Origin of the sequence: Enterobacter cloacae complex sp. 402C9, from assembly GCF_050030745.1 — a bacterium.
GTDB lineage: Bacteria > Pseudomonadota > Gammaproteobacteria > Enterobacterales > Enterobacteriaceae > Enterobacter > Enterobacter intestinihominis.
In genome coordinates this window covers 4444765-4469488 of the sequence record NZ_JBLGUW010000001.1, presented here as the reverse complement: position 1 = coordinate 4469488, position 24724 = coordinate 4444765, and the positions used below count along the sequence as shown (strand labels likewise).

The 24724-nt window shown below is 48.3% G+C and carries 18 protein-coding genes and 2 pseudogenes; 12 read left to right on the top strand and 8 right to left on the bottom strand.

The features are described from left to right. Nucleotides 1-104: 104 nt before the first annotated feature. Together gorA and ACQG1K_RS21335 are read right to left on the bottom strand one after the other, a co-directional pair. Nucleotides 105-1457: a glutathione-disulfide reductase gene (gorA, locus tag ACQG1K_RS21340; protein ID WP_271074493.1), complete on the bottom strand. Its 1353-nt coding sequence runs from the start codon at nt 1455-1457 to the stop codon at nt 105-107. A gap of 71 nt (nt 1458-1528) precedes the next feature. Next, nucleotides 1529-2371 carry a 23S rRNA (adenine(2030)-N(6))-methyltransferase RlmJ gene (locus ACQG1K_RS21335; protein WP_023298830.1) on the bottom strand — a complete coding sequence of 281 codons (843 nt, stop codon included), beginning with the start codon at nt 2369-2371 and terminating at the stop codon, nt 1529-1531. 208 nt (nt 2372-2579) lie between these two features. Here ACQG1K_RS21335 and prlC point away from each other — a divergent pair, with 208 nt between their 5' ends. Continuing rightward, entirely contained in the window at nt 2580-4622 is a 2043-nt protein-coding gene (gene prlC, locus ACQG1K_RS21330) for an oligopeptidase A (protein ID WP_038416884.1), read from the top strand. A 7-nt stretch (nt 4623-4629) separates the two neighbouring features. Beyond that, nucleotides 4630-5382, top strand: coding sequence for a 16S rRNA (guanine(1516)-N(2))-methyltransferase RsmJ (rsmJ, locus tag ACQG1K_RS21325; protein ID WP_032671543.1), 753 nt, complete (start codon nt 4630-4632; stop codon nt 5380-5382). Nucleotides 5383-5474: 92 nt separating this feature from the next. Here the strand turns inward: rsmJ and uspA are convergent, their stop codons facing one another. Beyond that, a complete protein-coding gene (gene uspA / locus ACQG1K_RS21320) occupies nt 5475-5912 on the bottom strand; it encodes a universal stress protein UspA (RefSeq protein WP_003861223.1) in 438 nt (145 codons plus the stop codon). Between the two features lie 283 nt (nt 5913-6195). Between uspA and uspB the strand changes: the two genes are divergently transcribed. After that, nucleotides 6196-6531, top strand: coding sequence for a universal stress protein UspB (gene uspB, locus ACQG1K_RS21315; RefSeq protein ID WP_003861224.1), 336 nt, complete (start codon nt 6196-6198; stop codon nt 6529-6531). Between the two features lie 54 nt (nt 6532-6585). Here the strand turns inward: uspB and pitA are convergent, their stop codons facing one another. Next, nucleotides 6586-8085: an inorganic phosphate transporter PitA gene (pitA, locus tag ACQG1K_RS21310; RefSeq protein ID WP_022649706.1), complete on the bottom strand. Its 1500-nt coding sequence runs from the start codon at nt 8083-8085 to the stop codon at nt 6586-6588. Nucleotides 8086-8313: 228 nt separating this feature from the next. Here pitA and ACQG1K_RS21305 point away from each other — a divergent pair, with 228 nt between their 5' ends. The 8 genes and pseudogenes from ACQG1K_RS21305 (at nt 8314) to ACQG1K_RS21270 (ending at nt 19647) form a co-directional block, all read left to right on the top strand. Continuing rightward, nucleotides 8314-9516, top strand: coding sequence for an NAD(P)/FAD-dependent oxidoreductase (locus ACQG1K_RS21305; RefSeq protein WP_150312897.1), 1203 nt, complete (start codon nt 8314-8316; stop codon nt 9514-9516). Between the two features lie 142 nt (nt 9517-9658). Beyond that, the gene (locus ACQG1K_RS21300; protein WP_020833813.1) at nt 9659-10501 is read left to right on the top strand and encodes a TnsA endonuclease N-terminal domain-containing protein; all 843 of its coding nucleotides are present in this window, start codon (nt 9659-9661) and stop codon (nt 10499-10501) included. After that, on the top strand, nt 10488-12611 hold the full coding sequence (locus ACQG1K_RS21295) for a transposase (protein WP_000351431.1): 2124 nt from the start codon (nt 10488-10490) through the stop codon (nt 12609-12611). The genes ACQG1K_RS21300 and ACQG1K_RS21295 overlap by 14 nt, the downstream gene beginning before the upstream one ends. Beyond that, nucleotides 12611-14059 carry an ATP-binding protein gene (locus tag ACQG1K_RS21290; RefSeq protein ID WP_001049182.1) on the top strand — a complete coding sequence of 483 codons (1449 nt, stop codon included), beginning with the start codon at nt 12611-12613 and terminating at the stop codon, nt 14057-14059. The genes ACQG1K_RS21295 and ACQG1K_RS21290 overlap by 1 nt, the downstream gene beginning before the upstream one ends. 41 nt (nt 14060-14100) lie before the next feature. Then, on the top strand, nt 14101-15657 hold the full coding sequence (locus ACQG1K_RS21285; protein WP_024143025.1) for a TnsD family Tn7-like transposition protein: 1557 nt from the start codon (nt 14101-14103) through the stop codon (nt 15655-15657). A gap of 11 nt (nt 15658-15668) precedes the next feature. Then, nucleotides 15669-16597: pseudogene (locus ACQG1K_RS21280) on the top strand (hypothetical protein). A gap of 362 nt (nt 16598-16959) precedes the next feature. Continuing rightward, the gene (locus tag ACQG1K_RS21275) at nt 16960-17259 is read left to right on the top strand and encodes a helix-turn-helix domain-containing protein (RefSeq protein ID WP_001097217.1); all 300 of its coding nucleotides are present in this window, start codon (nt 16960-16962) and stop codon (nt 17257-17259) included. A gap of 562 nt (nt 17260-17821) precedes the next feature. Beyond that, nucleotides 17822-19647 (top strand): annotated as a pseudogene (locus ACQG1K_RS21270) (AAA family ATPase). A gap of 166 nt (nt 19648-19813) precedes the next feature. Here ACQG1K_RS21270 and copM read toward each other — a convergent pair. The 4 genes from copM to silR form a co-directional block, all read right to left on the bottom strand. Next, nucleotides 19814-20164: a CopM family metallochaperone gene (copM, locus tag ACQG1K_RS21265; RefSeq protein ID WP_049013324.1), complete on the bottom strand. Its 351-nt coding sequence runs from the start codon at nt 20162-20164 to the stop codon at nt 19814-19816. A 147-nt stretch (nt 20165-20311) separates the two neighbouring features. Further along, nucleotides 20312-20743, bottom strand: a complete 432-nt coding sequence (gene silE, locus ACQG1K_RS21260) for a silver-binding protein SilE (RefSeq protein ID WP_023321967.1) — start codon at nt 20741-20743, stop codon at nt 20312-20314. Nucleotides 20744-20993: 250 nt separating this feature from the next. Further along, nucleotides 20994-22469, bottom strand: coding sequence for a copper/silver sensor histidine kinase SilS (gene silS / locus ACQG1K_RS21255; RefSeq protein WP_007374412.1), 1476 nt, complete (start codon nt 22467-22469; stop codon nt 20994-20996). Then, a complete protein-coding gene (silR, locus tag ACQG1K_RS21250; protein ID WP_000697969.1) occupies nt 22462-23142 on the bottom strand; it encodes a copper/silver response regulator transcription factor SilR in 681 nt (226 codons plus the stop codon). The genes silS and silR overlap by 8 nt, the downstream gene beginning before the upstream one ends. Before the next feature lie 189 nt (nt 23143-23331). On the opposite strand from silR, the gene silC reads away from it, so the two are divergent. Further along, nucleotides 23332-24717 (top strand): Cu(+)/Ag(+) efflux RND transporter outer membrane channel SilC, encoded by a 1386-nt coding sequence (gene silC, locus ACQG1K_RS21245; protein WP_000475511.1) that lies wholly within the window; start codon nt 23332-23334, stop codon nt 24715-24717. Nucleotides 24718-24724 lie beyond the last annotated feature (7 nt).

Below are 24724 nucleotides of genomic sequence, written 5' to 3'. Positions count from 1 at the left end.
TGGATGTGGAGGGATATGTGCGGTAGATCACGATTTTCGGAGCATTCGTTTTGCAACGATTTATGAATGTTAAAAAAATGCCCCTTTGAAGAGGGGCATCATTATCAACGCATTGTTACAAACTCTTCTGCCGCAGTGGGGTGGATCGCCACGGTGTTATCGAAGTCTTTTTTCGTTGCGCCCATCTTCAGCGCCACTGCGAAGCCCTGCAGGATCTCGTCCATGCCAAAGCCTATGCCGTGGATGCCGACGATCTTCTCGTCCGGGCCCACACAGACCAGCTTCATGCGGCACGGCTGACGGTGCGAGGTGACCGCGGTATACATCGCGGTAAACGCCGATTTATACACTTTCACCTGATTGTCGCCGTACTGCTCGCGCGCCTGCGGCTCGGTTAAGCCGACGGTGCCGATTGGCGGGTGGCTGAAGACCACGGTCGGGATGTTGCTGTAATCCAGATGTTCGTCCGGCTTGTTGTTAAACAGACGCTCGGAAAGACGACGCCCCGCGGCCACGGCAACCGGCGTCAGTTCTACGGCACCTGTGTTATCACCAACGGCATAAATACCCGGTACGCTGGTGTTCTGGAACTTATCAACGACGATGTAGCCTTTTTCATTGGTTTTCACCCCGGTTGCGGCCAGGTTGAAGTTGTCGGTGGCCGGTTCACGACCAATCGCCCAGATCAGGCAATCAACGGTCTGGCTGCGGCCATCTTCCAGCTCCAGGGTCAGGCTACCGTCCGCATTTTTAACCACCGCTTTTGGCACGGCGTTGGTGTGCAGGGTTGGGCCTTCGGCGTTCATCACCTCGACCAGCGTGTCGACGATTAGCGGATCAAAGCTACGCAGCGGCGCGTGTTTACGCACAAACAGGTGCGCTTCCGCCCCAAGGCCGTTAATCACGCCAGCAAGCTCAACCGCGATGTAACCCGCGCCTACAATGGCAACGCGCTCTGGCAGAGCAGGCAGCTCGAAGAACCCGTCGGAGTCGATGCCGTATTCCGCGCCCGGAATGTTCGGATGGCTCGGACGGCCACCGGTGGCGATCAGGATGTGATCGGCAGTGATCGTCTCGCCGTTCACTTCGATCGTCTTCGCATCCACGAAACGGGCGAAGCCGCGGATCACGTCGACGTTATTCTTGCCCAGCACGTTATCGTACGAGGTGTGAATACGGTCGATATAGGCGGTACGGCTGGCGATCAGCTTATCCCAGTCGAAGTGGTTGATGGTGGTGTCAAAGCCGTAGTCCGGGCCATACATATGGATAGCTTCACGGATTTGCGCGGCATGCCACATCACTTTCTTCGGTACACAACCCACGTTTACGCAGGTGCCGCCGAGTTCTTTGGCTTCAATCAGCGCACACTTCTGGCCGTACATGGCCGCACGGTTGATGGAGGCGATGCCGCCGCTGCCGCCGCCGATTGCGATGTAGTCATAATGCTTAGTCATAGCTTTTGTCCTTAATCGTGAATTGCCGCGATTGTATACCTGAAATCAATAGGTTCCACCGATGGCTGCGATTACTCCGGCACGATCCAGCTTACGGTGGTGTGGCCCGTACCGGCTGGCACCAGCGTTTTGTGCAGCCACGGCAGCACGTTGTTCATCTGCGCTTCGAGCTTCCACGGCGGGTTAATCACAATCATGCCGGACGCGGTCATGCCGCGCTGGTCGCTGTCGGGCCGCACCGCCAGCTCAATCTGCAGGATTTTGCGGATGCCGGTCGCCTCCAGATCCTTGATCATGCGCTTAATTTGCGCGCGTAGCACTACCGGATACCACAGGGCATAGGTTCCGGTCGCAAAGCGTTTGTAACCTTCGTTGATACCGGCCACCACCGCCTGATAGTCGGTTTTGATTTCGTACGGCGGGTCGATCAGCACCAGGCCGCGACGCGAAACCGGCGGTAGTTTGGCTTTTAGCTGCTGGTAGCCATCGGCTTTGTCCACGCGGGCGCGGTTATCTTTCTGAAACTCAGCGCGCAGCAGCGGGAAGTCGCTTGGGTGCAGCTCGGTCAACTGGAGGCTGTCCTGCTCGCGCAGCAGCTGGCGGGCAATCAGCGGAGAGCCAGGGTAATAGCGCAGCTGGCCGTTGCGGTTGAAATGATTCACCACGCCGATGTACGGCTCCAGTTCGGCAGGCAGATCGTCCTGCTGCCAGATACGGGCGATGCCTTCCAGATATTCACCGGTACGCTCGGCATGTTCGCCGCTCAGCTGATAACGGCCCGCCCCCGCGTGGGTGTCCAGGTAGAGAAACGGCTTGTCTTTCTCTTTAAGCGCTTCAATGATCAGGCTCTGAACGGTGTGTTTAAGGACGTCGGCGTGGTTGCCAGCGTGGAAGCTGTGGCGATAACTGAGCATGGGTAATGATTTTCCGCTGAATTGACGATTTTCCACAGTTTACAGCAGAACGGCACAGATTACCCGTAGGCCCGGTAAGCGCAGCGCCACAGGGCGTTTTTCGACAACCTCCGGCATTGAAATCCTCTACACTTAACCCCATTACAGAAAACAATATGCACAGCGCCGGATGCGCGCTTCATTCATCTATTTCAACAGGACAGCGTTTATGACCAATCCATTACTGACGCCTTTTTCGTTGCCACCGTTTTCTAAAATCCTCCCTGAGCATGTGGTTCCAGCCGTTACCCAGTCGCTGGAAAACTGCCGCGCGGCGGTAGAGAACGTGGTCGCGCAGGGCGCGCCGTACACCTGGGAAAATCTGTGTCAGCCGCTGGCCGAAGTGGACGACGTGCTGGGGCGCATTTTCTCCCCGGTGAGCCACCTGAACTCGGTGAAAAACAGCCCGGAGCTGCGTGAAGCCTACGAACAGACCCTGCCGCTGCTCTCCGAGTACAGCACCTGGGTCGGCCAGCACGAGGGGCTCTACAAAGCCTACCGCGACCTGCGCGACGGCGACCATTATGCCGAACTGAACACGGCGCAGAAAAAATCGGTCGATAACGCGCTGCGTGATTTCGAACTGTCCGGGATTGGCCTGCCAAAAGAAAAACAGGTTCGCTACGGCGAAATCGCTGCGCGCCTGTCCGAGCTGGGCAACCAGTACAGCAACAACGTCCTCGACGCCACCATGGGCTGGACGAAGCTGATTACCGATGAATCCGAACTGGCCGGTATGCCGGAAAGTGCGCTGGCGGCGGCAAAAGCCCAGGCCGAAGCGAAAGAGCAGGAAGGCTTCCTGTTAACGCTGGATATCCCAAGCTATCTGCCGGTGATGACCTACTGCGACAACCAGGCCCTGCGCGAAGAGATGTACCGCGCCTACAGCACCCGCGCCTCCGATCAGGGGCCGAATGCCGGTAAGTGGGATAACAGCCCGGTGATGGCGGAGATCCTCGCCCTGCGCCACGAGCTGGCACAGCTGCTGGGCTTCGACAGCTACGCGGATAAATCCCTCGCCACCAAAATGGCCGAGAACCCACAGCAGGTGCTCGACTTCCTGACCGATCTGGCGAAACGCGCCCGTCCTCAGGGTGAAAAAGAGTTAGCTCAGCTGCGCGCCTTTGCGAAAGCGGAGTTCGGCGTGGACGAGCTTCAGCCGTGGGATATCGCATACTACAGCGAAAAACAGAAACAGCACCTCTACAGCATCAGCGACGAACAACTGCGTCCGTACTTCCCGGAAAACAAAGCCGTCAACGGTCTGTTCGAGGTAGTAAAGCGCATCTACGGCATTACCGCGAAAGAGCGTACCGACATCGACGTCTGGCATCCGGACGTGCGCTTCTTCGAGCTGTATGACGAGAACAACGAGCTGCGCGGCAGCTTCTATCTCGATCTCTACGCGCGTGAGAACAAGCGCGGTGGGGCGTGGATGGACGACTGCGTGGGCCAGATGCGTAAAGCGGATGGTTCCCTGCAAAAACCTGTCGCCTACCTGACCTGTAACTTCAACCGTCCGGTGAGCGGCAAACCTGCGCTGTTTACCCACGATGAAGTGATCACCCTGTTCCACGAGTTCGGTCACGGCCTGCACCACATGCTGACCCGCATCGAAACCGCTGGCGTCGCCGGTATCAGCGGTGTGCCATGGGATGCGGTCGAGCTGCCAAGCCAGTTTATGGAGAACTGGTGCTGGGAGCCGGACGCGCTGGCGTTTATCTCTGGTCATTACGAAACGGGCGAACCGCTGCCGAAAGAACTGCTGGATAAAATGCTGGCGGCGAAAAACTACCAGGCGGCGATGTTTATCCTGCGTCAGTTGGAGTTCGGCCTGTTCGACTTCCGCCTGCACGCCGAGTTCAGCCCGGAGCAGGGGGCGAAAATCCTCGAAACCCTGGCTGAGATTAAAAAGCAGGTTGCCGTCATTCCAGGCCCGACCTGGGGACGCTTCCCGCACGCGTTCAGCCATATCTTCGCAGGCGGGTACGCCGCAGGCTACTACAGCTACCTGTGGGCCGACGTGCTGGCGGCGGATGCCTTCTCGCGCTTCGAAGAAGAGGGGATTTTCAACCGCGAAACCGGTCAGTCGTTCCTCGACAACATCCTGACCCGCGGCGGTTCAGAAGAGCCTATGGAGCTGTTCAAACGCTTCCGTGGCCGTGAGCCGCAGCTGGATGCGATGCTGGAGCATTACGGAATCAAAGGCTGATTGCTACGTGAAGATCTGCTTAGTAGATGAAACAGGCGCCGGTGACGGCGCCTTATCTGTTCTGGCGGCCCGCTGGGAGCTGGAACATGATGAAGAGAACCTGATGGCGCTGGTGATGACGCCGGAACATCTGGAGCTGCGCAAGCGCGATGAGCCAAAGCTTGGCGGGATTTTTGTCGATTTTGTCGGCGGCGCGATGGCGCACCGGCGTAAGTTCGGCGGCGGTCGCGGCGAAGCGGTGGCCAAGGCGGTTGGCATTAAAGGGAGCTATCTTCCGGACGTGGTGGACGCCACGGCGGGGCTGGGGCGCGATGCGTTTGTGCTGGCCTCGGTGGGCTGCCGTGTGCGGATGCTGGAGCGTAATCCGGTTGTCGCCGCGCTGCTCGACGACGGGCTGACACGAGGCTATGCGGACCCGGAAATCGGCTCGTGGTTACAGGAACGTTTGCAACTTATTCATGCCTCCAGCCTGACGGCGCTGACCGATATCACCCCGCGCCCGCAGGTGGTCTATCTCGACCCGATGTTCCCGCATAAGCAGAAAAGCGCGCTGGTGAAGAAAGAGATGCGGGTGTTTCAGTCGCTGGTGGGGCCAGATTTAGATGCCGATGGCCTGCTGGAGCCGGCTCGTCAACTGGCGACGAAGCGGGTGGTGGTGAAACGTCCTGACTATGCGCCGCCGCTGGCGGACGTTGCGACCACTAACGCGGTGACCACCAAAGGGCATCGCTTTGATATCTACTCAGGTACGCCGGAATAAAAAAAGCCGGGTGGCGGCTTCGCCTTGCCCGGCCTACATTCAGTGCCGCTTGTAGGCCCGGTATGCGTTAGCGCCACCGGGCTTTTTTGCACTTACTCGTCTTCTTCGTCACGCAGTGGAACAATCAGCATATCCACGTGTACGGTGTTAATCAGCTGACGTGCGGAAGACATCAGTTTGCTCCAGAAGTCCTGATGGTGACCGCATACCACCAGGTCCATATCGTATTTCTTAATCGCATCAACCAGCACCTGGCCCAGATCGCCGCTACCGCTTAAGGTTTCAGTGATTGGATAGCCCGCGTTGGTAGAAAGCTCGCTCAGCGCGTGGTGAGTCTCTTCGGAGATGCGTTTCTGCATATCGCCGAGATTCACGTCGATCAGACCGGTGTAGAGGTCGGAGTAATTCACATCAACGTGAATCAGCGAAACTTTCGCGTTGTAGGGACGTGCCATGGATACTGCTTTATCAACCAGCACTTTACTCTCCGGGGAGAGGTCTACCGCGATAAGAATGTGTTTGTAAGCCATAGTGTTACTCCTTCCTTAAGTTATCGATGACTAAATGGGAAAGCCGTCGTCTGATGCCTTCATTACGGCCCAGTTAAACATATTTTTCAAGCTTTGGTGTTGATAACGATTAACCTTGTGGCAAAAAAATTAACGGATCTCCTACACTATTTAATGAGCCGTTCGGATATTAAAACGCGAACCGGATCGACTTTTAGTCATTCTTTCACTGAACTGTCTGTCAGGGCATTGGGGTGCGGTAGCTCAGGAGCCTTGCTTCGTGGGTGGACGCCGGGGAGGATGTATGATTAGCACCGTCGCATTGTTTTGGGCGTTATGCGTGGTTTGCATAGTGAATATGGCGCGCTACTTCTCATCGTTACGTGCGCTGTTAGTGGTACTTCGTGGTTGCGATCCGTTGCTTTATCAATATGTGGACGGTGGAGGGTTCTTCACCTCGCACGGACAGCCCAGCAAGCAGATGCGTCTGGTGGGGTATATCTACTACCAGCGCTACCGCGATCACCACGATGAAGAGTTTATCCGTCGCTGCGAGCGCCTGCGTCGTCAGTTCATTTTGACCAGCGCCCTGTGTGGTCTGGTTGTGGTGAGTATGATTGCGCTGATGATATGGCACTGAGCATAAAAAAAGCGGGCCAGTTTCCTGACCCGCTTTTTTGTCGCCTTCAGCCGATTAAATTAGCTTCAGCGAAATCCAGTACAGACCGCCAGACAGCAGGATGGACGCCGGGAGGGTGAACACCCAGGCCATCAGAATGTTGGTCACGGTTTTACGCTGCAAACCGCCGCCGTCAACAATCATGGTACCTGCCACGGACGAAGAGAGTACGTGGGTGGTGGAGACTGGCATACCGGTGTAGCTCGCCAGACCGATAGACACTGCCGCCGTCATCTGCGCGGACATGCCCTGAGCATAGGTCATGCCTTTCTTACCGATCTTCTCACCGATGGTGGTCGCCACACGACGCCAGCCAATCATCGTACCGATACCCAGCGCCAACGCGACCGCCATGATGATCCAGATTGGCGCGTACTCAATGGTGTTGAGCATATCGCCTTTCAGTTTCTTCAGCAGACGCTTATCGTCAGCATTGACCTCTGGCAGCTTCGCGACTTTATCGGTCACGTCGGAGATACAGAGCATGATACGACGCAGCTGACCACGCTGTTCTACAGCCAGTTTGTCATAGCTTTCGATATCGGCCAGCATGCCTTTCGCTCGTTCCAGCGCGTTAATCGCGTTTGCCGGGTGGCAATGGAACTCGCCCGGTGCAGTCAGTGCGCCAGAGTCAGGAGAAGGGATCAGCTGGTCTACGCCGGTCGCTTTCTTCAGCAAATCAGGATGCTGCTGGAAGTAAGTCTCAACGTTGTTTACCGCATCACGGGTACGGGTGATCTCATAGCCAGAGGCGTTCATGTTAACCACGAAGCCTGCCGGTGCAACGCCAATCAGAACCAGCATCACCAGACCGATACCTTTCTGACCATCGTTCGCGCCATGAGAGAAGGCGACGCCGATAGCGGAAATGATCAGCGCGATACGCGTCCAGAACGGCGGCTTTTTCTTGCCGTCTTTCTTCTCACGCTCTGCTGGCGTCAGGTGGATACGTGCACGTTTCTTCGTGTTGCTCCAGTAGCGACGCAGGATGAAAATCAATCCACCCGCTACCACCAGACCGACGATAGGGGAGATGATCAGAGAGCCGAAAATACCCAGTACTTTAGGAAGGTTCAGCGCATCAACAACCGATGTACCGGTCATCAGGGCGTTAGTTAAACCGATACCGATAATCGCGCCGATAAGGGTGTGAGAGCTGGATGCCGGCAGGCCGAAATACCAGGTACCGAGGTTCCAGATAATCGCAGCAAGCAGCATTGAGAACACCATGGCCAGGCCATGACCGGAACTCACGTTAAGCAGCAGATCCGTTGGCAGCATATGCACAATGGCATAGGCAACGCTCAGTCCGCCCAGGAGGACACCAAAAAAGTTAAATACCGCCGCCATAACGACCGCAAGCTGCGATCGCATTGCGCGAGTGTAGATAACCGTTGCAACTGCGTTTGCAGTGTCGTGGAAGCCATTGATCGCTTCGTAAAACAGCACAAAAACCAGAGCAAGCAATAATAAAAGCCCGGTATGTAAATCCAGGCCGGCAAACAAATGTAGCATAGGACGTTACGCCATTTTGAGGACATGAACGCGGCGCATTATCCAGGACAAATGCGCAACGGGCAAAGTGAAATATAGACTTTTTTTGACATACCACCTGATTTGAGAAATGTGCCTGAATAGATAATCTTTAAATATCAATGAAATGGCTTTGTAATATCTTTTTACGCTGGTGCGACCACTGAGGAAACTTTACAATCCGCGGCAGTTAACGAAGAGGATTTTGACGTGGAAAGGTTTGATGCCGTAGTAATTGGCGCCGGTGCGGCGGGTATGTTTTGTGCGGCAATGGCCGGACAAGCGGGTCGTCGTGTGCTGCTGCTGGATAACGGAAAAAAGCCTGGCCGCAAGATCCTGATGTCCGGTGGCGGGCGCTGCAATTTCACTAATCTTTATGTCGAGCCTGCGGCCTATTTGAGCCAGAACCGTCATTTTTGTAAATCTGCGCTGGCGCGCTACACGCAGTGGGATTTCATCGAACTGGTGGGTAAACACGGTATCGCGTGGCATGAGAAGACGCTGGGACAGCTGTTCTGCGACGACTCCGCCCAGCAAATCGTGGATATGCTGGTGGCCGAGTGCGAGAAAGGCGGCGTAGTCATGCGCCTGCGCACCGAAGTGCTGGACGTCGCCCGTAACGAGCAAGGGTACACGCTGCAACTCAACGGCGAAACCGTCAGCGCCGATAACCTGGTGATCGCCAGCGGCGGCCTCTCGATGCCGGGGCTGGGTGCCTCACCGTTCGGCTACAAAATCGCCGAGCAGTTTGGCCTGAAAGTATTACCCACGCGCGCCGGGCTGGTGCCGTTCACGCTGCATAAGCCGCTGCTGGAACAGCTTCAGACGCTCTCCGGCGTGTCTGTGCCGTCGGTCATTACGGCCGAAGACGGCACGGTGTTCCGCGAAAACCTGCTCTTTACCCATCGCGGTCTCTCGGGGCCAGCGGTATTGCAGATCTCCAGCTACTGGCAGCCGGGGGAGTTTGTCTCCGTAAACCTGGTGCCGGACTGCGATCTGGACGCCTTCCTCAATGAGCAACGCGCCGCGCACCCGAATCAAAGCCTGAAAAATACCCTGGCGATGCAGCTGCCGAAGCGTCTCGTGGAGTGCTTGCAGGTGTTAGGGCAAATTCCGGATGTTGCGCTTAAGCAGCTCAACAGCCGCGAGCAGGACACGCTGGTGGAGACGCTGACGAACTGGCGCGTGCAGCCAAACGGCACCGAAGGCTACCGCACGGCGGAAGTGACGCTGGGCGGCGTGGATACAAACGAACTCTCATCCCGCACGATGGAAGCCCGCAACGTGCCGGGTCTTTATTTCATTGGTGAAGTGATGGACGTGACCGGCTGGCTCGGCGGGTATAACTTCCAGTGGGCGTGGGCCAGTGCCTGGGCATGCGCGCAGGCACTCGCTGATGTCCGAAGACAATAAAGTTGTACACAAAGCACTAAAGTTGTAACCATTCTCAAAAAACGACGCTAACGTTGTATACTTACTGAATGTGTGGTTATAGGGTTGGAGACTATAAAATGCACATATAGGTACGTATCAATGTCGTTTTTTGGGTACGATCATGGGTAGGGGTAGGCGTCTCAAATCCTATTTGGATTATGAAAATGCGCTAGGTGACGGCATAGGAGTGGGCTATGGCCAAAGTTATCAGCCCTGGCTTAGAGCTCAGGACGTTAAATCCCGTGGAAACCGTTCGATAGTCTTTGGCCTTAAGACGTTTCGAAACCATCATCTCCTTTCTTCTGTCGAAAGTAACTTTTTCTATCTGGCTGAGTTTAATGACTCGGTGATTGATATCCGGGAACAATTCCCACTCTTTCCTCTCCGGCTTACCCAACAAATAGCAAATCATCTACATTTTCAACATCCTATGGTGAGGGGAGTAAGAGGAGTACCTGTCGAAGTTCTGAATGTTATGACAACCGATTTTTTACTGACCTTGAGAACTCCTGAAGGCGGACTTCGATACAAAGCTGTAGCAGTAAAACAAAACGAGAGCATACCTGAACGCGAAGCCCAAAAACTTGAAATAGAGAGGATGTTTTGGCAGTTGATTGATGTTGAGTTTCAAATTTATGTTGGCTCGGAACTCAATAACGTCGTCGGTAAAAATATTTGTTGGGTTACTTCTGTATTAAGAGATGGTTCTGTATTTTATGATAAATATCCTCTTGATAAAATCCTATGGAAGCTTAAACCAGATGTTTATCCCATAGTGGGACTACGTGCAATGATTTCATCAATCATTGGGGTAGATGCACAAGAAGCGATGATGTTATTGCAGGCAATGATTGGATTAAAAATGATAAAAATTGATTTATCATATCCAATACTCGAAACCGGTCTGATAAAGATAATATCCAATGGCCACTATATAGGACTGAACGCAAATGGATATTATTAGAAATTCAGTCTGGCTCTCTCAAGGCACTGATTTGCTTGCAGAGGGGCTTTATCGTGTTTTGGATTTTGACAAAAAGGTTGATTTGTTAATTTTGTTTAAAATAAAATCAGAAAGAACGGGTAAGCCAATTCCTTTCTCATTTTCATTGTTTAAATATTATATTGAATCAAATAGCATAACTTGTAAAGATTATATATACCCTTCATATATGTTAGTAGATGAGAAAGAAATAACAGATGAAGACAGGGGAAGGCGAGATGAAAATTACAATATCATTAAAGATCTTGTAGATGACAGAATGTTTCTGTTCGACTATGCATTACATAAAAAGTCTCACCTTTTAATGGACTACTCCAGAAATAAAAAAATATCACAATATACTATCAGAACGCTTCTGGCGTTGTACTGGCGACATGGGCAGGATGTTTATGCATTACTACCCGCATTCTCGAACTGTGGTGCCGCTGGGAAAAGTAGAATCAAACATGAAATTAAACTTGGGAATTCCAAGAAAAACAGAGCATTACCTAATGAACGTTCACGTGTTTTCATTCTTAATGAAAGAGATATAAATAATATTAGAAAATCTCTCATTATGTATCATTATAAAGTTAACGGAGATACGATAAAGAAAACATTAGAGAGACATATTGATTTGTATTTTAGGGATGAAATTAAAACAGCGAACTTAGAAAATAGAGCTCCATATGTTCCTTCTTTAAAACAATTTTCATACTGGAATAAAAAACTCTTCACTAAAGATTTCTCGATAAAGAAGAAGAACACGAAAAAAGAAATAGACCTCAAAATGCGGGCGCTTTTAGGTAGTGCGGCTAATACAACTGTTTTACCGGGTGATGTTTTCGAAATAGACTCAACTGTCGCTGATGTACATCTTATTTCGAGTTTAAACAGACGAAAAGTCATTGGGCGCCCAACTATTTATACAGTGGTGGATCGCGCAACAAGAATGATTGTTGGCCTTCATGTTTCTTTATACCATGCTTCATGGCGAGCTGCCCGACAAGCGTTAGCAAATTGCTTTATGCCAAAAAAAGAATATTGTAGATTATTTGGAATCTCCATTACTAATGATGATTGGCCTTGTTCTCATATTCCATTAACATTGATGTGTGACAACGGGGAGATGATTGGTCTTAAACCTCAGGAAAAGATGACCCCCCTGACAAAACTTGAGTTTGCGCCAGTCGGTAGAGGCGACAGAAAAAGCATTGTTGAACGCTGTTTCGGTATTCTAAATGATGAAGTTATTCATAGGCTTATTGGAACAACACGAAGGGGTAAGATTGTTAAAGGAGAGCCAACACCGCAATCCAGGGCTTGTTTAACGATTCAGGAGGTCACGTCTTTACTGATTCGGGAGATACTTGCACATAATCAGAGAACATATGAAGAACTGGCTTATATCAATCCCTTACTGATTGAAAATGATCTCGTAATATCACCAAAAAATAGTTGGATGATAAGCTTAAAGCACGGGAGATTCAGCGCAAGAGCCGTTGGGGCCGACGAAGTGATCGCACGATTGTTGATCCCTGTGAACGCTAACATTACCGCCGGTGGGATTCAGTACAATAATCTTTTTTATGAATGTGATCCAGACATTGCATCAGGTGCCAGAGTATTTGGAAGAACCACTTGTGAAGCAAGAATAGATGACAATTGCGTAGATTATATATATGTAAGATTTGACAAAAATAGCATTTTCAAAAAGCATTACCTGCTTAAGAAAAGAGATATATTTAAAGGTAAAGCTCATCTTGATACAGATGTAATGGCTGATTGGGTAGATACTCAAAAAGAAATTAATTTATTTACTCTGGATTCACTCAGCAATATCAATAATAAAGATGATTTTAACAAGAAAGGTAACGAAAGATTAAATGAAATATACGAATCTCGACGGGTACATGGTAAAGATATTAAAAAGAACAGGAAAAATGAACTTGATTCATTAGGGCGAACTGATGTTGCTAATGGAAGACCTGAACCCCTACTTCCGTCATCCAGTAAGGTTCTGCTTTTGCCTGGCCGGGAGGAGAAACAAAGATGGTTAAAAGGTAAGAAGAAGACTGAGGACGCAGAATAATGAACCTTATACGGAGCGTTTCAGCGATATATAAAGAACAGGAGTTACCTGAGTATCGTGGCAACCCCTTAATTGAAGCACTTCCTGAAGCGCTTACGGAAGATGAAGTACTTCTGGAAATGAGTTATTTTCCCGAAATTGACGAAAAAATCCGCTGGACTGCCCCGGCGAATGTTAGAGAGCAGTATGTCGAACGTATAAAGAAATTCCGTTGCCCTCAAACCAATCTTATCCAGGCTTATAAAATGATTTTACGGGCACTTAGGGAAAGCTATGCAGCCCGTAATCCTTTAAAAAGCGGAACTATTCAATATCTTCATTACTATGGGACTGAGCGTCCTGATATTGAACCCGAAAGTGGATATTTTAAATCCCAGGCTGAAACCATTACGATAGTTGGAATGAGTGGTTCTGGAAAAACTACCATGATCGAGCAAGTCATGGATCATTTCCCTCAGATTATAGAACACAGCAGCTATAAAGGAGTTTTTCCCGGCTTCAGTAAGCAAATCGTATGGGTAAAGATTAATTGTCCATACAACTCAAGTGTGAGAGACCTTTGTGAAGAGATTTTACAAAAATTAGATGATGCAATTGGTATTGAACGAACTACACCAGAGATTAGAAATGGTGCTCTGGCTCGCCAGATTGCGCAAAGAATAAAATCATCATTTTTAGGTATCCTTGTTATTGATGAAATGCAGAGGCTAAAATTTTCAAGAACTGGAGGTGAGAGTAAGTTGATTGATTTTTTACATGAAATTGTAGATTCGATGGGGGTATCTATGGTTTTTTGTGGAAATCATCCTTTTGACGAGACTCTGACAAAGAAAATGAGAATTGCCAGGCGGGCAGAGTCTGGTGGTTATATGAAAATTTCAAATGTCAGATACGACTCACAAGACTGGCAATCGTTTATTCATTATTTATGGCCATTACAATGGACAAATGTTGAAACACCATTAAATGATGAGTTAAACGAAAAATTATTCATTTTATCTAAAGGCAACATTGGATTGGCTCAGATGATTTATCGGGGGGCACAATTAAAGGTTATCGGTAGCGGTAATGAAATCATAACTGGTGCAGTCTTGTCGGCCTCTGTACCGGTACTCGTAAGCCATACGGAGGAATATAAGGATACTTTACTCCCGGGGGCAGCGACTGAAGACGAGGAAGCCAAATGGCTCTCTGCATCTAATGAAAGTGATGCTTCGGCTAAGTTCATGTCAGAGAAGCCCTTAAAAGCTTTGATCCCTGGAGATATAGACAGGCCACAGCACAAGGAATTCGTAAGAAAAATAGACGAGGTTATGCGCAATTTCGACGAGAAAATACTGTCTCTTGACCATGATCTTGTTATCACCAGAACAGCTGAAAAGAAAAATACCTACGATGCTCTTCAGCGTTGCGGGCTTATAAATACAGATCCACTTAATAAATTGTAATGAGGTCATCAGTTCGTAACGGTCAAAGAGAGGTGGGGTAAATGAGAATGTTGTCTGTTTTACCTGATGAATCCTTGTTCAGTCGGTTTTGTCGGACAGCTACCGTGTACGGTATGTCCCCATCTTCTCTGTTAACGATCATTTTCCACAAACCTGATATGAGCGTCCATCCAATTCTCAATTCAGGATTAAAGGCTATTTCTCTTCATACATCCGAAAGTGCAGACCAGCTCTGGCATGAACAGACTTTACTCCCTCTGTTTGCCTGGGCACTACCAATCAGTCGTAATGAAATTATGGATTTCAACACGACCCCTGCCAGGCTTAATCGATTGTGCCGCCTTAGTAATTTTTCACTAGGACAGCGGACACTATTGAAGTTTTGCCCGGTTTGCGCTCGTGAAGATACTTTTCATTATGGTGTTACTTATTGGCATCTGGCGCATCAACTTCATGGGGTTACAACCTGCCATCGGCACCAGGTAGTGCTTGAAAGCATCAATGTCCCTTCTGCACCGCACATACGTATTGGACTGATGCCTCCTGTTTCGTATACAGAACAACTCAGCAATGAGACAGACTTCGATTTTGCTAAATTTTGTTATGAGTCCATAAATATAATCAGAAGAAAAGAAATTTGTCACCCAAATTACATGGATGTACTTAAAAAGTTAAATTTATTATCATTGGACGGGAATCTGAAGAAAAATGTATTTTACGCACATGTTTATGCTAAGTGCCAGTTATTTGGGGAGGGTTCATCGGAGCTTCTACCGACATCCCTTACTGATTATCACTACTGGGAGCCTATACTCAAAGATAAATGTTGTCAGCATCCCACAAAGCACCTTTTGCTTTGTTATTGTTTGTTAAATACTTGCTGGCCAACGTATGCAGGAAGTCGTCCTAATAAAAAGAAAGAAATCTTTAAAAGTCATAAGGAATACAGCTTTCATATGGCTGAAAATAATACTAGTGTTAGCAACCTTGGGAGAGAATTTAATCGCAGCAGATGTTACATTAAAACACTTATTTATAAAAAATACCTGAGGGCGTTTAAGCGAAACACAAAAATTAATATATTCACTGAATTGCTTATCAAGTCTATGGCTGTAAGGGGGTTTAGTCTGGCATCCATAGCTGAGAAAAACTCATTATCGGAAGGAACTGTATCCTCTGTAATTTCATCTTGTTACGGTTTATGCTCATGGCGTAAAAAATGTAAAAAAGATTCTTTAAGACGGCGTCATAAGCAGAAAATATTAAGATTTATACATAATCAATCCATTTCTGTAACGCGAAAGTTAGTCAAGGAAAGTTGTTATGCTAGTTTCTTTTGGCTAAATAAACATGAAAATGGCTGGCTTAATTCCTGTCTTCCTAAAGCAGTACGATGTTATAGAAATAAAAGAGTAGACTGGAGCGAGAGAGATATAATCTCATCATCATTAATAAATGTTGTTTTATCTCAGGGGCAATACCCGATGTCACTTACAAGCCTGGATGCTTTACTGGGGGGGCATAACTGGCTTTTGAAATACAGAGATAAACTACCAATGACAATGACACTTCTCAGGAAAAAGAATCTAATTAAATAAGAGGGAGTGATATGGTTTACGAAAATGAATTGTGGCACAGTTTTCTTCTGCGTTCACAGATAATGTATAACTTATCCAATTGCAGGAACATAATATCTAAGCATGGTGAACTATAAGGTACGATGCCTTTCCTCGGCTCGAACTGATTGATATGTACAAATTGCATAGTTTGCAGGATATATATGACATTCTTGCCACAAGAAATGGTTATATACTAACTTCCAATATAGTGTCGTTATCTTCTGGTGTTTACGGGTATTTCAACGCTGTTGAAGATGCCTGTCGAAATAATTTACACATAACTAATTCATATCCATTGGTAAACATCTCAAAGATTCGTTACTGCCATAAATGTATTATTGAAGATATACACTCTAAAGGCATTGGTTATCTTCGTCATAGATGGTTGTTTGAATCTAAATGTGCAGCTCATAGTACCTGTTTATATGAGGTTTGTTTTGACAACTATTTGGATGCAGTGAAAGGACTTAGTGACTTAATTATAAGTGGAATAAATCCTCATGGTTATTGTTCCCTTGTGGTTGACATTTCAAATCCTTTCAAAACTCCATTGTATTTATTGCCATGTGCCAGGGATAAAATTTTAAAATGGATTTCTGACAATAAAAATGAGCTGGTTTACTTTCTCTTTGACCTCTTTAAAAGTAAATCGCATTCTAGTTTATTAAAGGTTATTGAAGTCAGGATAATGCATAGTAGTTATATTTCTGCGGTGTTCAGGATATTGAGTGAGGTTAATTTTTGTAATTTCAACTCATTTATTACCGATTTATTCGAGGACGTAAGTTATGCCTCTGTTGGACTTGATGATTATTCTGTTAATGTGGATTTTCTCAGGCTAAAAGCCGCAGATTGCAAATTTTGCCGGTTCAATGGTAAAAATTTTTGCTCACTTTTTAATGTAAAGCTTCTTCGCTAATTTTTACTTCATTTATAAACTACTAAGAAAGCTAATAAGATAGGGTTATATATTTTGATTAGGGCGGGAATAAATTATCACTTCCCGAGTATCCCTGGGGGTTACCACCTGAGTATGATGCCGGTTAGCAACAACGTCTAAAAGACCTACGATCACGATAAATGTCACTGGGTCACTCTCAAGCAAAGTGGTCAGGGGTGCTAGATACCAGTACTGCTTACTCAACACGGCCTTGTTTTTGAAAGATGCCGAATCTTGGCAAGAGGCGTATTACAGCCTATAGTCTGTTAATGAGTATTACAGCTTATCTGCTGTAAATCCATTCGTTGTGCTTGTTAACCCGTCGATACGGAAGATCACTTATGAACACTCAATACGCTTTGAAGACCTTGAATCAGTTGCGTCCTGTTTTAATCGGCTTTCGCAAAGCCAATGGACTGACGCAAAGAGATGTTTCTGAACGTTTGGGTGTAACACAGCAAACTTATGCCCGACTGGAGGCCAACCCTGCAAGTGTGGGTTTTGAGCGTTTGTTTAGAGTGTTCAGCGTCCTTGGAGTGGAGATCGTACTTTCATCCAGGGAACCATTGTCAGATGCAAAGCCCGAATACGGAGCTTTGCACAATGATTCTTCACTTCCAGCCAGGCGGGAGAAATGGTGACGCCATGCGCTTCCCGGTCTAATTGTCTGCAGCAATATTAACCCCTTAGCGGCCTGAAGTATCAGGTTGCTATGAAGCCTTTCGTTTCTTCTGTTATGTTAAATACACCAGTTTGAGCTGTTTCGGACAACCATAAATTATCTCTTCACTCTTAAATGAAAATTTTATGTCGATCACATTATCGATGAATTTAGGAAATAATCCGTAAATGAAAATCTATCTACCTTTAAATTTATCAATGTCCGTACGACATAATTAATATCAAAGAATGTGTATTATTATCATTTAAGTCATAAAAGCCATGAGTCAGTTCCAAAAAATATAATGAGCATTGAAATTATTACCCATCATTCTGGAGTTTTAACTTAGCCATGTATCGAACCACAAGTTGGCTTCCGGTGTTTTGAGGAGCAGTAAAGTTCAGAAAGCGCGACCAGATCATAATCCAGAAATGTCGTTAAGATATTCTCAATAACGGTTATCCCTGCATGCTGGCAGGCATTTGAAAATATATTTTGTATTCAGGTTGCAGCAAAACGCTTTCTTACACACAGGACTTCATATGCGGCTCAAAAAATTAAAACTGAAAAACTTCAGAGGCTACAGAAACTCTACTGAAATCATTATTGATGAAGGCATGACGGGCATTGTTGGTCGTAATGACTTTGGGAAATCAACGCTTCTGGAAGCGCTGGCTATTTTTTTTGAAACAGAAGGAATGAAGGCTGACAAGAATGACATGAACTGTTTCAGCCTGAGAGAAGGGGAGGGCCGTTTTGAAATAGCCTGTGAATTCGATGATCTGCCCGATTTTATCATGATCGACGACAGGGTGCAGACCACGCTCGCCTCAGAACATCTGCTGAATGAAGACGGCAATTTTGAAATCGTCAAAACGTTTAAAGCAACGACCTCAGGAAAACCGGAGCAGACCTGCATCCGCTGCATCCACCCGGATGAGGAGCCCCTGAGAAATTTACTGGGCATGAAAATTTCCGAACTCAAGGCGGTGGAAAAGAAGTTGAAAAAAATGTGGCGGATAAACGCACCGCATCGTTATGGCGTCAGGCCATCAGGGAAGCCGCCGCTCCCTATACCTGTTCGGAAATGTTGCTGGATGTCGATAAAGAGTTTGGAACCGACACAAAATCATTATGGGGTAAGATCCTCGATTTGCTGCCCACGTATGCGATTTTCAAAGCCGACAGGGAAAGCAGCGACGGGGATTCAGAAGCTAAAAACCCCTTACAGCAGGCCGTAAAAGACGCTCAGGCGGCGCTGCAGGACAAAATTACAGCGCTGGAAAATGAGATCCAGGACAGCGTACTGGATGTCGCACAGAGAACGCTGGATAAATTACGTGAAATGGCCCCCGAACTCGCCAGTGAACTGACTCCACGATTTAAGGAAAAACCCAAGTGGACCTTCAATTTCACCCTGGACGGGGAAAATGGCATCCCCATCAATAAGCGCGGCAGCGGGATAAGGAGGCTTATCCTGTTGAATTTTTTCCGGGCTGAGGCTGAAAAGAATGTCGCGGGGACGCCCAGAAACATGATTTATGCCATCGAAGAGCCTGAAACGTCACAGCATCCAAACTATCAGATGATGCTGATGAAAGCGTTGCTGGCACTGGCAGGCCAGCCGCACCGTCAGATTATCGTCACCACCCATGTCCCGGCGCTGGCCGGATTGATCCCTGTCGAAGGTGTACGTTATGTCACCCGAAATGAGGCGGGTGAACCCGTAGTAAAAATGCCGGATGACGCTGTGCTGAAGGAAGCCACTGAAAGCCTGGGGGTGCTACCAGAGACCGGTATGGAAAGGGCGCAGGGGATTGTTCTGGTAGAGGGAAAGTCGGATGTCACTTTCCTGAGGCATGCGGCCAGTTCATTAAAACAGTCAGGTGTGCTGCCAGCCTCTCTGGAGGACGTGAAAATAGTGCCAGTCCTCATAGGAGGGTGTGGCAGCGTCAAACACTGGGTTACATTGAATCTGGCCAACGATCTGGGGCTTCCCTGGTGCGTTTTTCTGGACTCCGATATTGGGGGAGACCCTGCACAGGTTATGTCCATTCAGAAACGTAAAAGAGAAGTGGAGGATGCCGGTAAGGTATTCTTCGCCACGCGTAAACGTGAAATAGAGAACTATCTCTGCCCGGATCTGATCGAAGAAATGACCGGTGTAGCCGTCACGTTTACGGACACCTGTGATGCTAAAAAAATAATTGGCCGGGCGGTGGGAATGAAGCCCGATAATGTGCTTGATAAATTCTGGCCCCGGATGACAGCGGAAAGAATCATCTCAAGATCAACCTATCATGACGGAATGCAGGAAAGGATTGAGCTGGTTGAGATCCTGAGCGATATTGTTGCCATGACGAGATAATGTGTAAAAATTATCGCTGCTGCATATATTCCGGTCCACAGCAAAGGACCGGAGTATAGTATATAAAAAACCCGAAATTAATCGGGTTTTAATTATTTAACGTTTAACAGGCTCCCGTGCCCGGGAGTGAATTAAAATTACGCTTATTATGGCGTTTTTGCAATCTTTATTTTTGACTGCCAAGCCATTTATTCATCTGCTCGATTTCACCTTTCTGAGCTTTAATGATGTCCTGCGCAAGCTTTCTCATTTCGGGATCTTTTCCATACTTCAGCTCGGTTTCAGCCATTGCTATTGCCCCTTCATGGTGTGCAACCATGCCTTTTGCAAAGGCCTTGTCGGGATCTGGCTCATTAACGGCGGCCATCATTTTGTCATGCATATCTTTCATCCCCGCCATGTATTCCTGTGACGATGCTGATGAGGTCATATCTGACATGTTCATTTCAGAATGTTCAGCAGAAATTGCAGGCAGGGATAACATCAGTATTACAAATAGGGAATTTTTGATTTTCATACAATAGTTCCTTGTAAGGTAGTTACCGGTTAATTGTAGCTGAGTCAGATAAAAAAGCCCCCTGATGGGGGCCAAAATGTAGCCACATATACGGTCAAGGAATAATCTATCAAGGAAAGGTTAAAAGCACGGATACTACAGTCGCATTCAGCCTGCATTGCTCATACGGCGGTGCGCTTCGGCCATGGCCTGATGTGGGCCGGACTGACCGTTATTCATGAATTCGTGGGCAACCGCTGCTCTTTCATGCTCATCCATCGCAGCGTAAGACGTTGACGAAACGGGCGTGGATACAGTGTTATTTCCCATCATCTTCTGATGACTTTCCACCATTTTCTGGTGCGCATCCGCCGATCCGTTCGTCATGGTTTCATGAGCAATAATGGCCTGTTCATGCTGGTCCATACCGGCCATACGAGGAGCAGTCCCCTGGATCCCGACAGGAGCCGCAGCAGACTGCATCTGGTGAGCAGGAGCCTGTGCATTGTTGACGCGTTCATGAATATTCACGGTTTCAGTGGCCCAGGCCGAAGAAATTAAACCAAAGCCCAGCAAGGATGCTAATACGATATTTTTCATGATAAATCTCCATTTCTGAATTAGTGATGTCCGGGGAAGTACAACCGGTGTTTTCAGTTCCATAACTGAAACAGGTTCGGCAGTGTTTATTTCTCCGGGAGAGGACTGGATATTCATTTCCTGGCGTACTCTGACGCCGGGTATTGATGAAGCAATCCAGCCTTCCTGATAAGTTGCACTAATTATATCGAATGGCTTCTGTTTGCTGCATGACAGGCTAATGACATCTTTGTCATTTAAATCTTTATTCTCAGTATTGGGTTTCCGGAATCATTTTCTCAAGTCTGGGCACGGATAAGATAAAACGAGTTGAGCGTACGTCCGATTCCACCTGCACTCTTCCGTGATGTGCTTCCACGATTGACTTCACAATCGCAAGGCCGATGCCGCTGCCTTCTCCTTTTCGTTGTCTGGACGGATCCACCCGATAAAAACGGTCAAACAGCCTTGATAAATGCTCTTCAGGGATTGGTTTCCCCGGATTTTCAATCACAAGGTCAAAAAAGCTCTCCTGCTCTCTTATTGAGACGGTGATTGCCTGTCCCTCTGGGGTATAACGCAGGGCATTGGATAACAGATTATTGATCGCTCTTCTGAACATTTGTGGATCTCCCTCGACCAGACAGGGCATCCCGTTAAATTTGAGCGTGATATTGCGTTCTTCGGCCCAGGCTTCGAAAAACTCGAAGACTTTCATGACTTCCGCTCTGAGGTCAAACATGACCCTGTCAGGTATCAGCTGATTATTATCTGCCTGTGCCAGGAACAGCATGTCGCTGACCATTTTGGTCATCCGGTTATACTCTTCAAGACTGGAATAGAGGACATCCTCAAGTTCCCTCTGTGTTCGATCCTGACTCAGTGCGATTTCAGTCTGCGTCACCAGATTGGTGATGGGCGTTCTGATCTCATGCGCGATATCGGCAGAGAAATTGGCCTGGCGGGTAAAGACATCCTCAATCTTTCCAATCATATGATTGAACGAGATAACCAGTTGCTCCAGCTCAATGGGAACGCGTGTCGGTTCCAGTCGCGCATCAAGATTCTCGGAGGTGATGTTTTTAATGGCATTGCTGACATTACGAAGGGGCAGGTGCCCCTGACGGACAGCGATTCGAATGATCAGAACAATCAACAGGCTTATCACGACGGCAATCGCAATCAGGTTCTTTTTCAGCGCATCGAGGTAATGGAGATGGAAATTAATGGATAGGCCAGTCAGCATGACATAGTTCTGCTGTTTGCCCTGAAATATCGCCTGACCAGAGGAGGCGATAATCCTGTATGTTTCCATCTTCATTTCGGACCCGGTATCCATCGGTCCCGCAGGATCCTCCACCGTCCAGAGAAAGACATCCCGTGCGCGGCTGTGCTCGCTAAAATCTGCTGAATTCACTGCCGGGCGTAGTGCCGCCCCCTGAGCTGAGCTAAAGAGCACTTCACCCCTGGGATTGAGGAGCAAAAGGGCAACGTTGCGGTAGCTGGCAATTGATTCCTTTATTTTGCTTATTTTTTTATCATCCGGATCCACCGGGGACTGCAGTATACGGTTCAGTGTGGTGCTGATTTGTTGAAGATCGCTGACATCCTGCTCGGCAAAATGATTTTCAACAGAATGCAGCATAAACCAGGTGAAGGCGATAAAAGCCAGTATCGTGGACAGGCTGATAAAAAAGGTCAGCCGCAGAGCGAGTGAGAAAGGGCGTCTGGAAGGTTTGCTATGCATCCGGGACCTCCAGCATGTAGCCCACGCCCCGGACTGTCTGGATCAGCTTTGTCCCGTAATCGTTGTCTATTTTAGCGCGGAGTCGCTTTACTGCGACATCGATCGCATTAGTGTCGCTGTCAAAATTCATGTCCCAGACCTGAGAGGCAATCAGGGAGCGGGGAAGAACCTCTCCCTGATGGCGAATGAAGAATTCCAGCAGGCTGAACTCTTTACTGGTGAGCACAATGCGGTTTCCGGCGCGACTGACTTTTCTGGATACGAGATCAATCGAGAGGTCAGCCACCTTAAACTGGCTTTCCGTGATCATCGTGTTTCCCCGCCTCAGAAGGGTTCTCACCCGGGCGAGCAGTTCGGCAAACGCAAAGGGTTTAACCAGATAATCGTCCGCACCCAGTTCCAGTCCTTTGACCCTGTGTTCGATCGTGCCGAGGGCTGTCAGCAGTAAGACCGGCATACCCTTTCCGGCAGTGCGCAGCATGCGGATGATATCCCAGCCGTTCACATCAGGTAGCATGATATCCAGAATGACTAAATCATACTCGGCTGTCATGGCGAGATGATATCCGGTAAGACCATTATCAGCGTGATCCACTACGAACCCTGCCTCTGTAAGCCCTTTGCTGAGATATTCACCTGTTTTAATTTCGTCTTCGACGATCAATATTTTCATCTTGCTCCCCGGCTGGCTGCTAATGTCATTCTATTGCGCCCACGATCGTTATCAACGGATTACAGCAAAAATGACAACATTGTCATTATCCTGTCACTCGGCAAACAGAGAGCGTTAGGTAAAGTACCCCTATCAACACTCTGGACTTCATTTGAACCATTTACCAGGTCTGCCTGGACGAGAAGCAATATGTTCAAATTAAAACTACTCAGCATCAGCACAATCTTCATTCTGGCTGGTTGTGTCTCTCTGGCGCCTGAATATCAGCGTCCGGCAGCACCGGTACCCCAGCAGTTTTCACTGTCCCGTAACAGCCTGACGCCAGCGGTGAATGGCTATCAGGATACGGGCTGGCGTAACTTTTTTGTCGATCCCCAGGTCACCCGGCTGATTACTGAAGCCCTGACTAATAACCGTGATTTGAGAATGGCTGCACTGAAGGTTGAAGAGGCCCGGGCCCAGTTCAACGTCACGGATGCAGATCGTTATCCCCAGCTGAATGCCTCATCCGGGATCACATACAGCGGTGGTCTGAAAGGTGACAAGCCGACCACACAGGAGTACGACGCAGGTCTGGAGTTCAGTTATGAGCTCGATTTTTTCGGCAAACTTAAGAACATGAGTGATGCTGATCGCCAGAACTACTTTGCCAGCGAAGAAGCCCGTCGGGCCGTACACATCCTGCTGGTATCCAACGTTTCACAAAGCTATTTCAGCCAGCAACTGGCGTACGAACAACTTCGTATTGCGCGGGAAACGCTGAAAAATTATCAACAGTCCTATGCTTTCGTTGAGCAGCAGCTCGTGACCGGGAGTACGAACGTTCTGGCACTTGAACAGGCGCGAGGACAAATCGAAAGTACCCGCGCCGAAATAGCCAAACGAGAAGGCGATCTGGCTCAGGCAAACAATGCCCTGCAACTGGTGCTGGGAACGTACCGCGCACTTCCGTCAGAAAAAGGGATGAAAGGCGGGGAGATAGCCCCAGTAAAATTGCCACCAAATCTGTCTTCACAAATTTTGCTGCAGCGACCGGATATTATGGAAGCGGAATATCAGCTGAAAGCGGCTGATGCCAATATTGGCGCAGCGCGAGCGGCCTTTTTCCCCTCAATTACCCTGACCAGTGGTCTTTCCGCAAGCAGTACGGAGCTGTCCAGCCTGTTTACGTCAGGAAGTGGAATGTGGAATTTTATCCCTAAAATTGAAATTCCTATATTTAATGCTGGCAGGAATAAAGCCAATCTGAAGCTGGCTGAAATTCGCCAGCAACAGTCGGTGGTTAATTACGAACAAAAAATTCAGTCAGCCTTTAAGGATGTTTCCGACACGCTTGCGCTGCGCGACAGCCTTAGCCAGCAACTTGAGTCACAGCAGCGTTATCTTGATTCACTTCAGATAACTCTCCAGCGTGCCAGAGGATTGTATGCAAGTGGTGCTGTCAGTTACATCGAAGTGCTGGATGCAGAACGTTCCCTCTTCGCTACCCAGCAAACCATTCTCGATCTTACCTATTCCCGGCAGGTTAACGAAATTAATCTGTTTACCGCGCTGGGTGGCGGTTGGGTAGAGTAAATTTATT

Excerpts from the sequence above, each read along its gene's own strand:
- ACQG1K_RS21275 (WP_001097217.1), top strand. The coding sequence starts at position 16,960 with ATGAACACTCAATACGCTTTGAAGACCTTGAATCAGTTGCGTCCTGTT.
- silC (WP_000475511.1), top strand. The coding sequence starts at position 23,332 with ATGTTCAAATTAAAACTACTCAGCATCAGCACAATCTTCATTCTGGCT.
- prlC (WP_038416884.1), top strand. The coding sequence starts at position 2,580 with ATGACCAATCCATTACTGACGCCTTTTTCGTTGCCACCGTTTTCTAAA.
- uspB (WP_003861224.1), top strand. The coding sequence starts at position 6,196 with ATGATTAGCACCGTCGCATTGTTTTGGGCGTTATGCGTGGTTTGCATA.
- silS (WP_007374412.1), bottom strand. The coding sequence starts at position 22,469 with ATGCATAGCAAACCTTCCAGACGCCCTTTCTCACTCGCTCTGCGGCTG.
- uspA (WP_003861223.1), bottom strand. The coding sequence starts at position 5,912 with ATGGCTTACAAACACATTCTTATCGCGGTAGACCTCTCCCCGGAGAGT.
- ACQG1K_RS21335 (WP_023298830.1), bottom strand. The coding sequence starts at position 2,371 with ATGCTCAGTTATCGCCACAGCTTCCACGCTGGCAACCACGCCGACGTC.
- gorA (WP_271074493.1), bottom strand. The coding sequence starts at position 1,457 with ATGACTAAGCATTATGACTACATCGCAATCGGCGGCGGCAGCGGCGGC.
- silE (WP_023321967.1), bottom strand. The coding sequence starts at position 20,743 with ATGAAAAATATCGTATTAGCATCCTTGCTGGGCTTTGGTTTAATTTCT.
- ACQG1K_RS21285 (WP_024143025.1), top strand. The coding sequence starts at position 14,101 with ATGAGAATGTTGTCTGTTTTACCTGATGAATCCTTGTTCAGTCGGTTT.
- pitA (WP_022649706.1), bottom strand. The coding sequence starts at position 8,085 with ATGCTACATTTGTTTGCCGGCCTGGATTTACATACCGGGCTTTTATTA.
- ACQG1K_RS21295 (WP_000351431.1), top strand. The coding sequence starts at position 10,488 with ATGGATATTATTAGAAATTCAGTCTGGCTCTCTCAAGGCACTGATTTG.
- silR (WP_000697969.1), bottom strand. The coding sequence starts at position 23,142 with ATGAAAATATTGATCGTCGAAGACGAAATTAAAACAGGTGAATATCTC.
- ACQG1K_RS21300 (WP_020833813.1), top strand. The coding sequence starts at position 9,659 with ATGGGTAGGGGTAGGCGTCTCAAATCCTATTTGGATTATGAAAATGCG.
- copM (WP_049013324.1), bottom strand. The coding sequence starts at position 20,164 with ATGAAAATCAAAAATTCCCTATTTGTAATACTGATGTTATCCCTGCCT.
- ACQG1K_RS21290 (WP_001049182.1), top strand. The coding sequence starts at position 12,611 with ATGAACCTTATACGGAGCGTTTCAGCGATATATAAAGAACAGGAGTTA.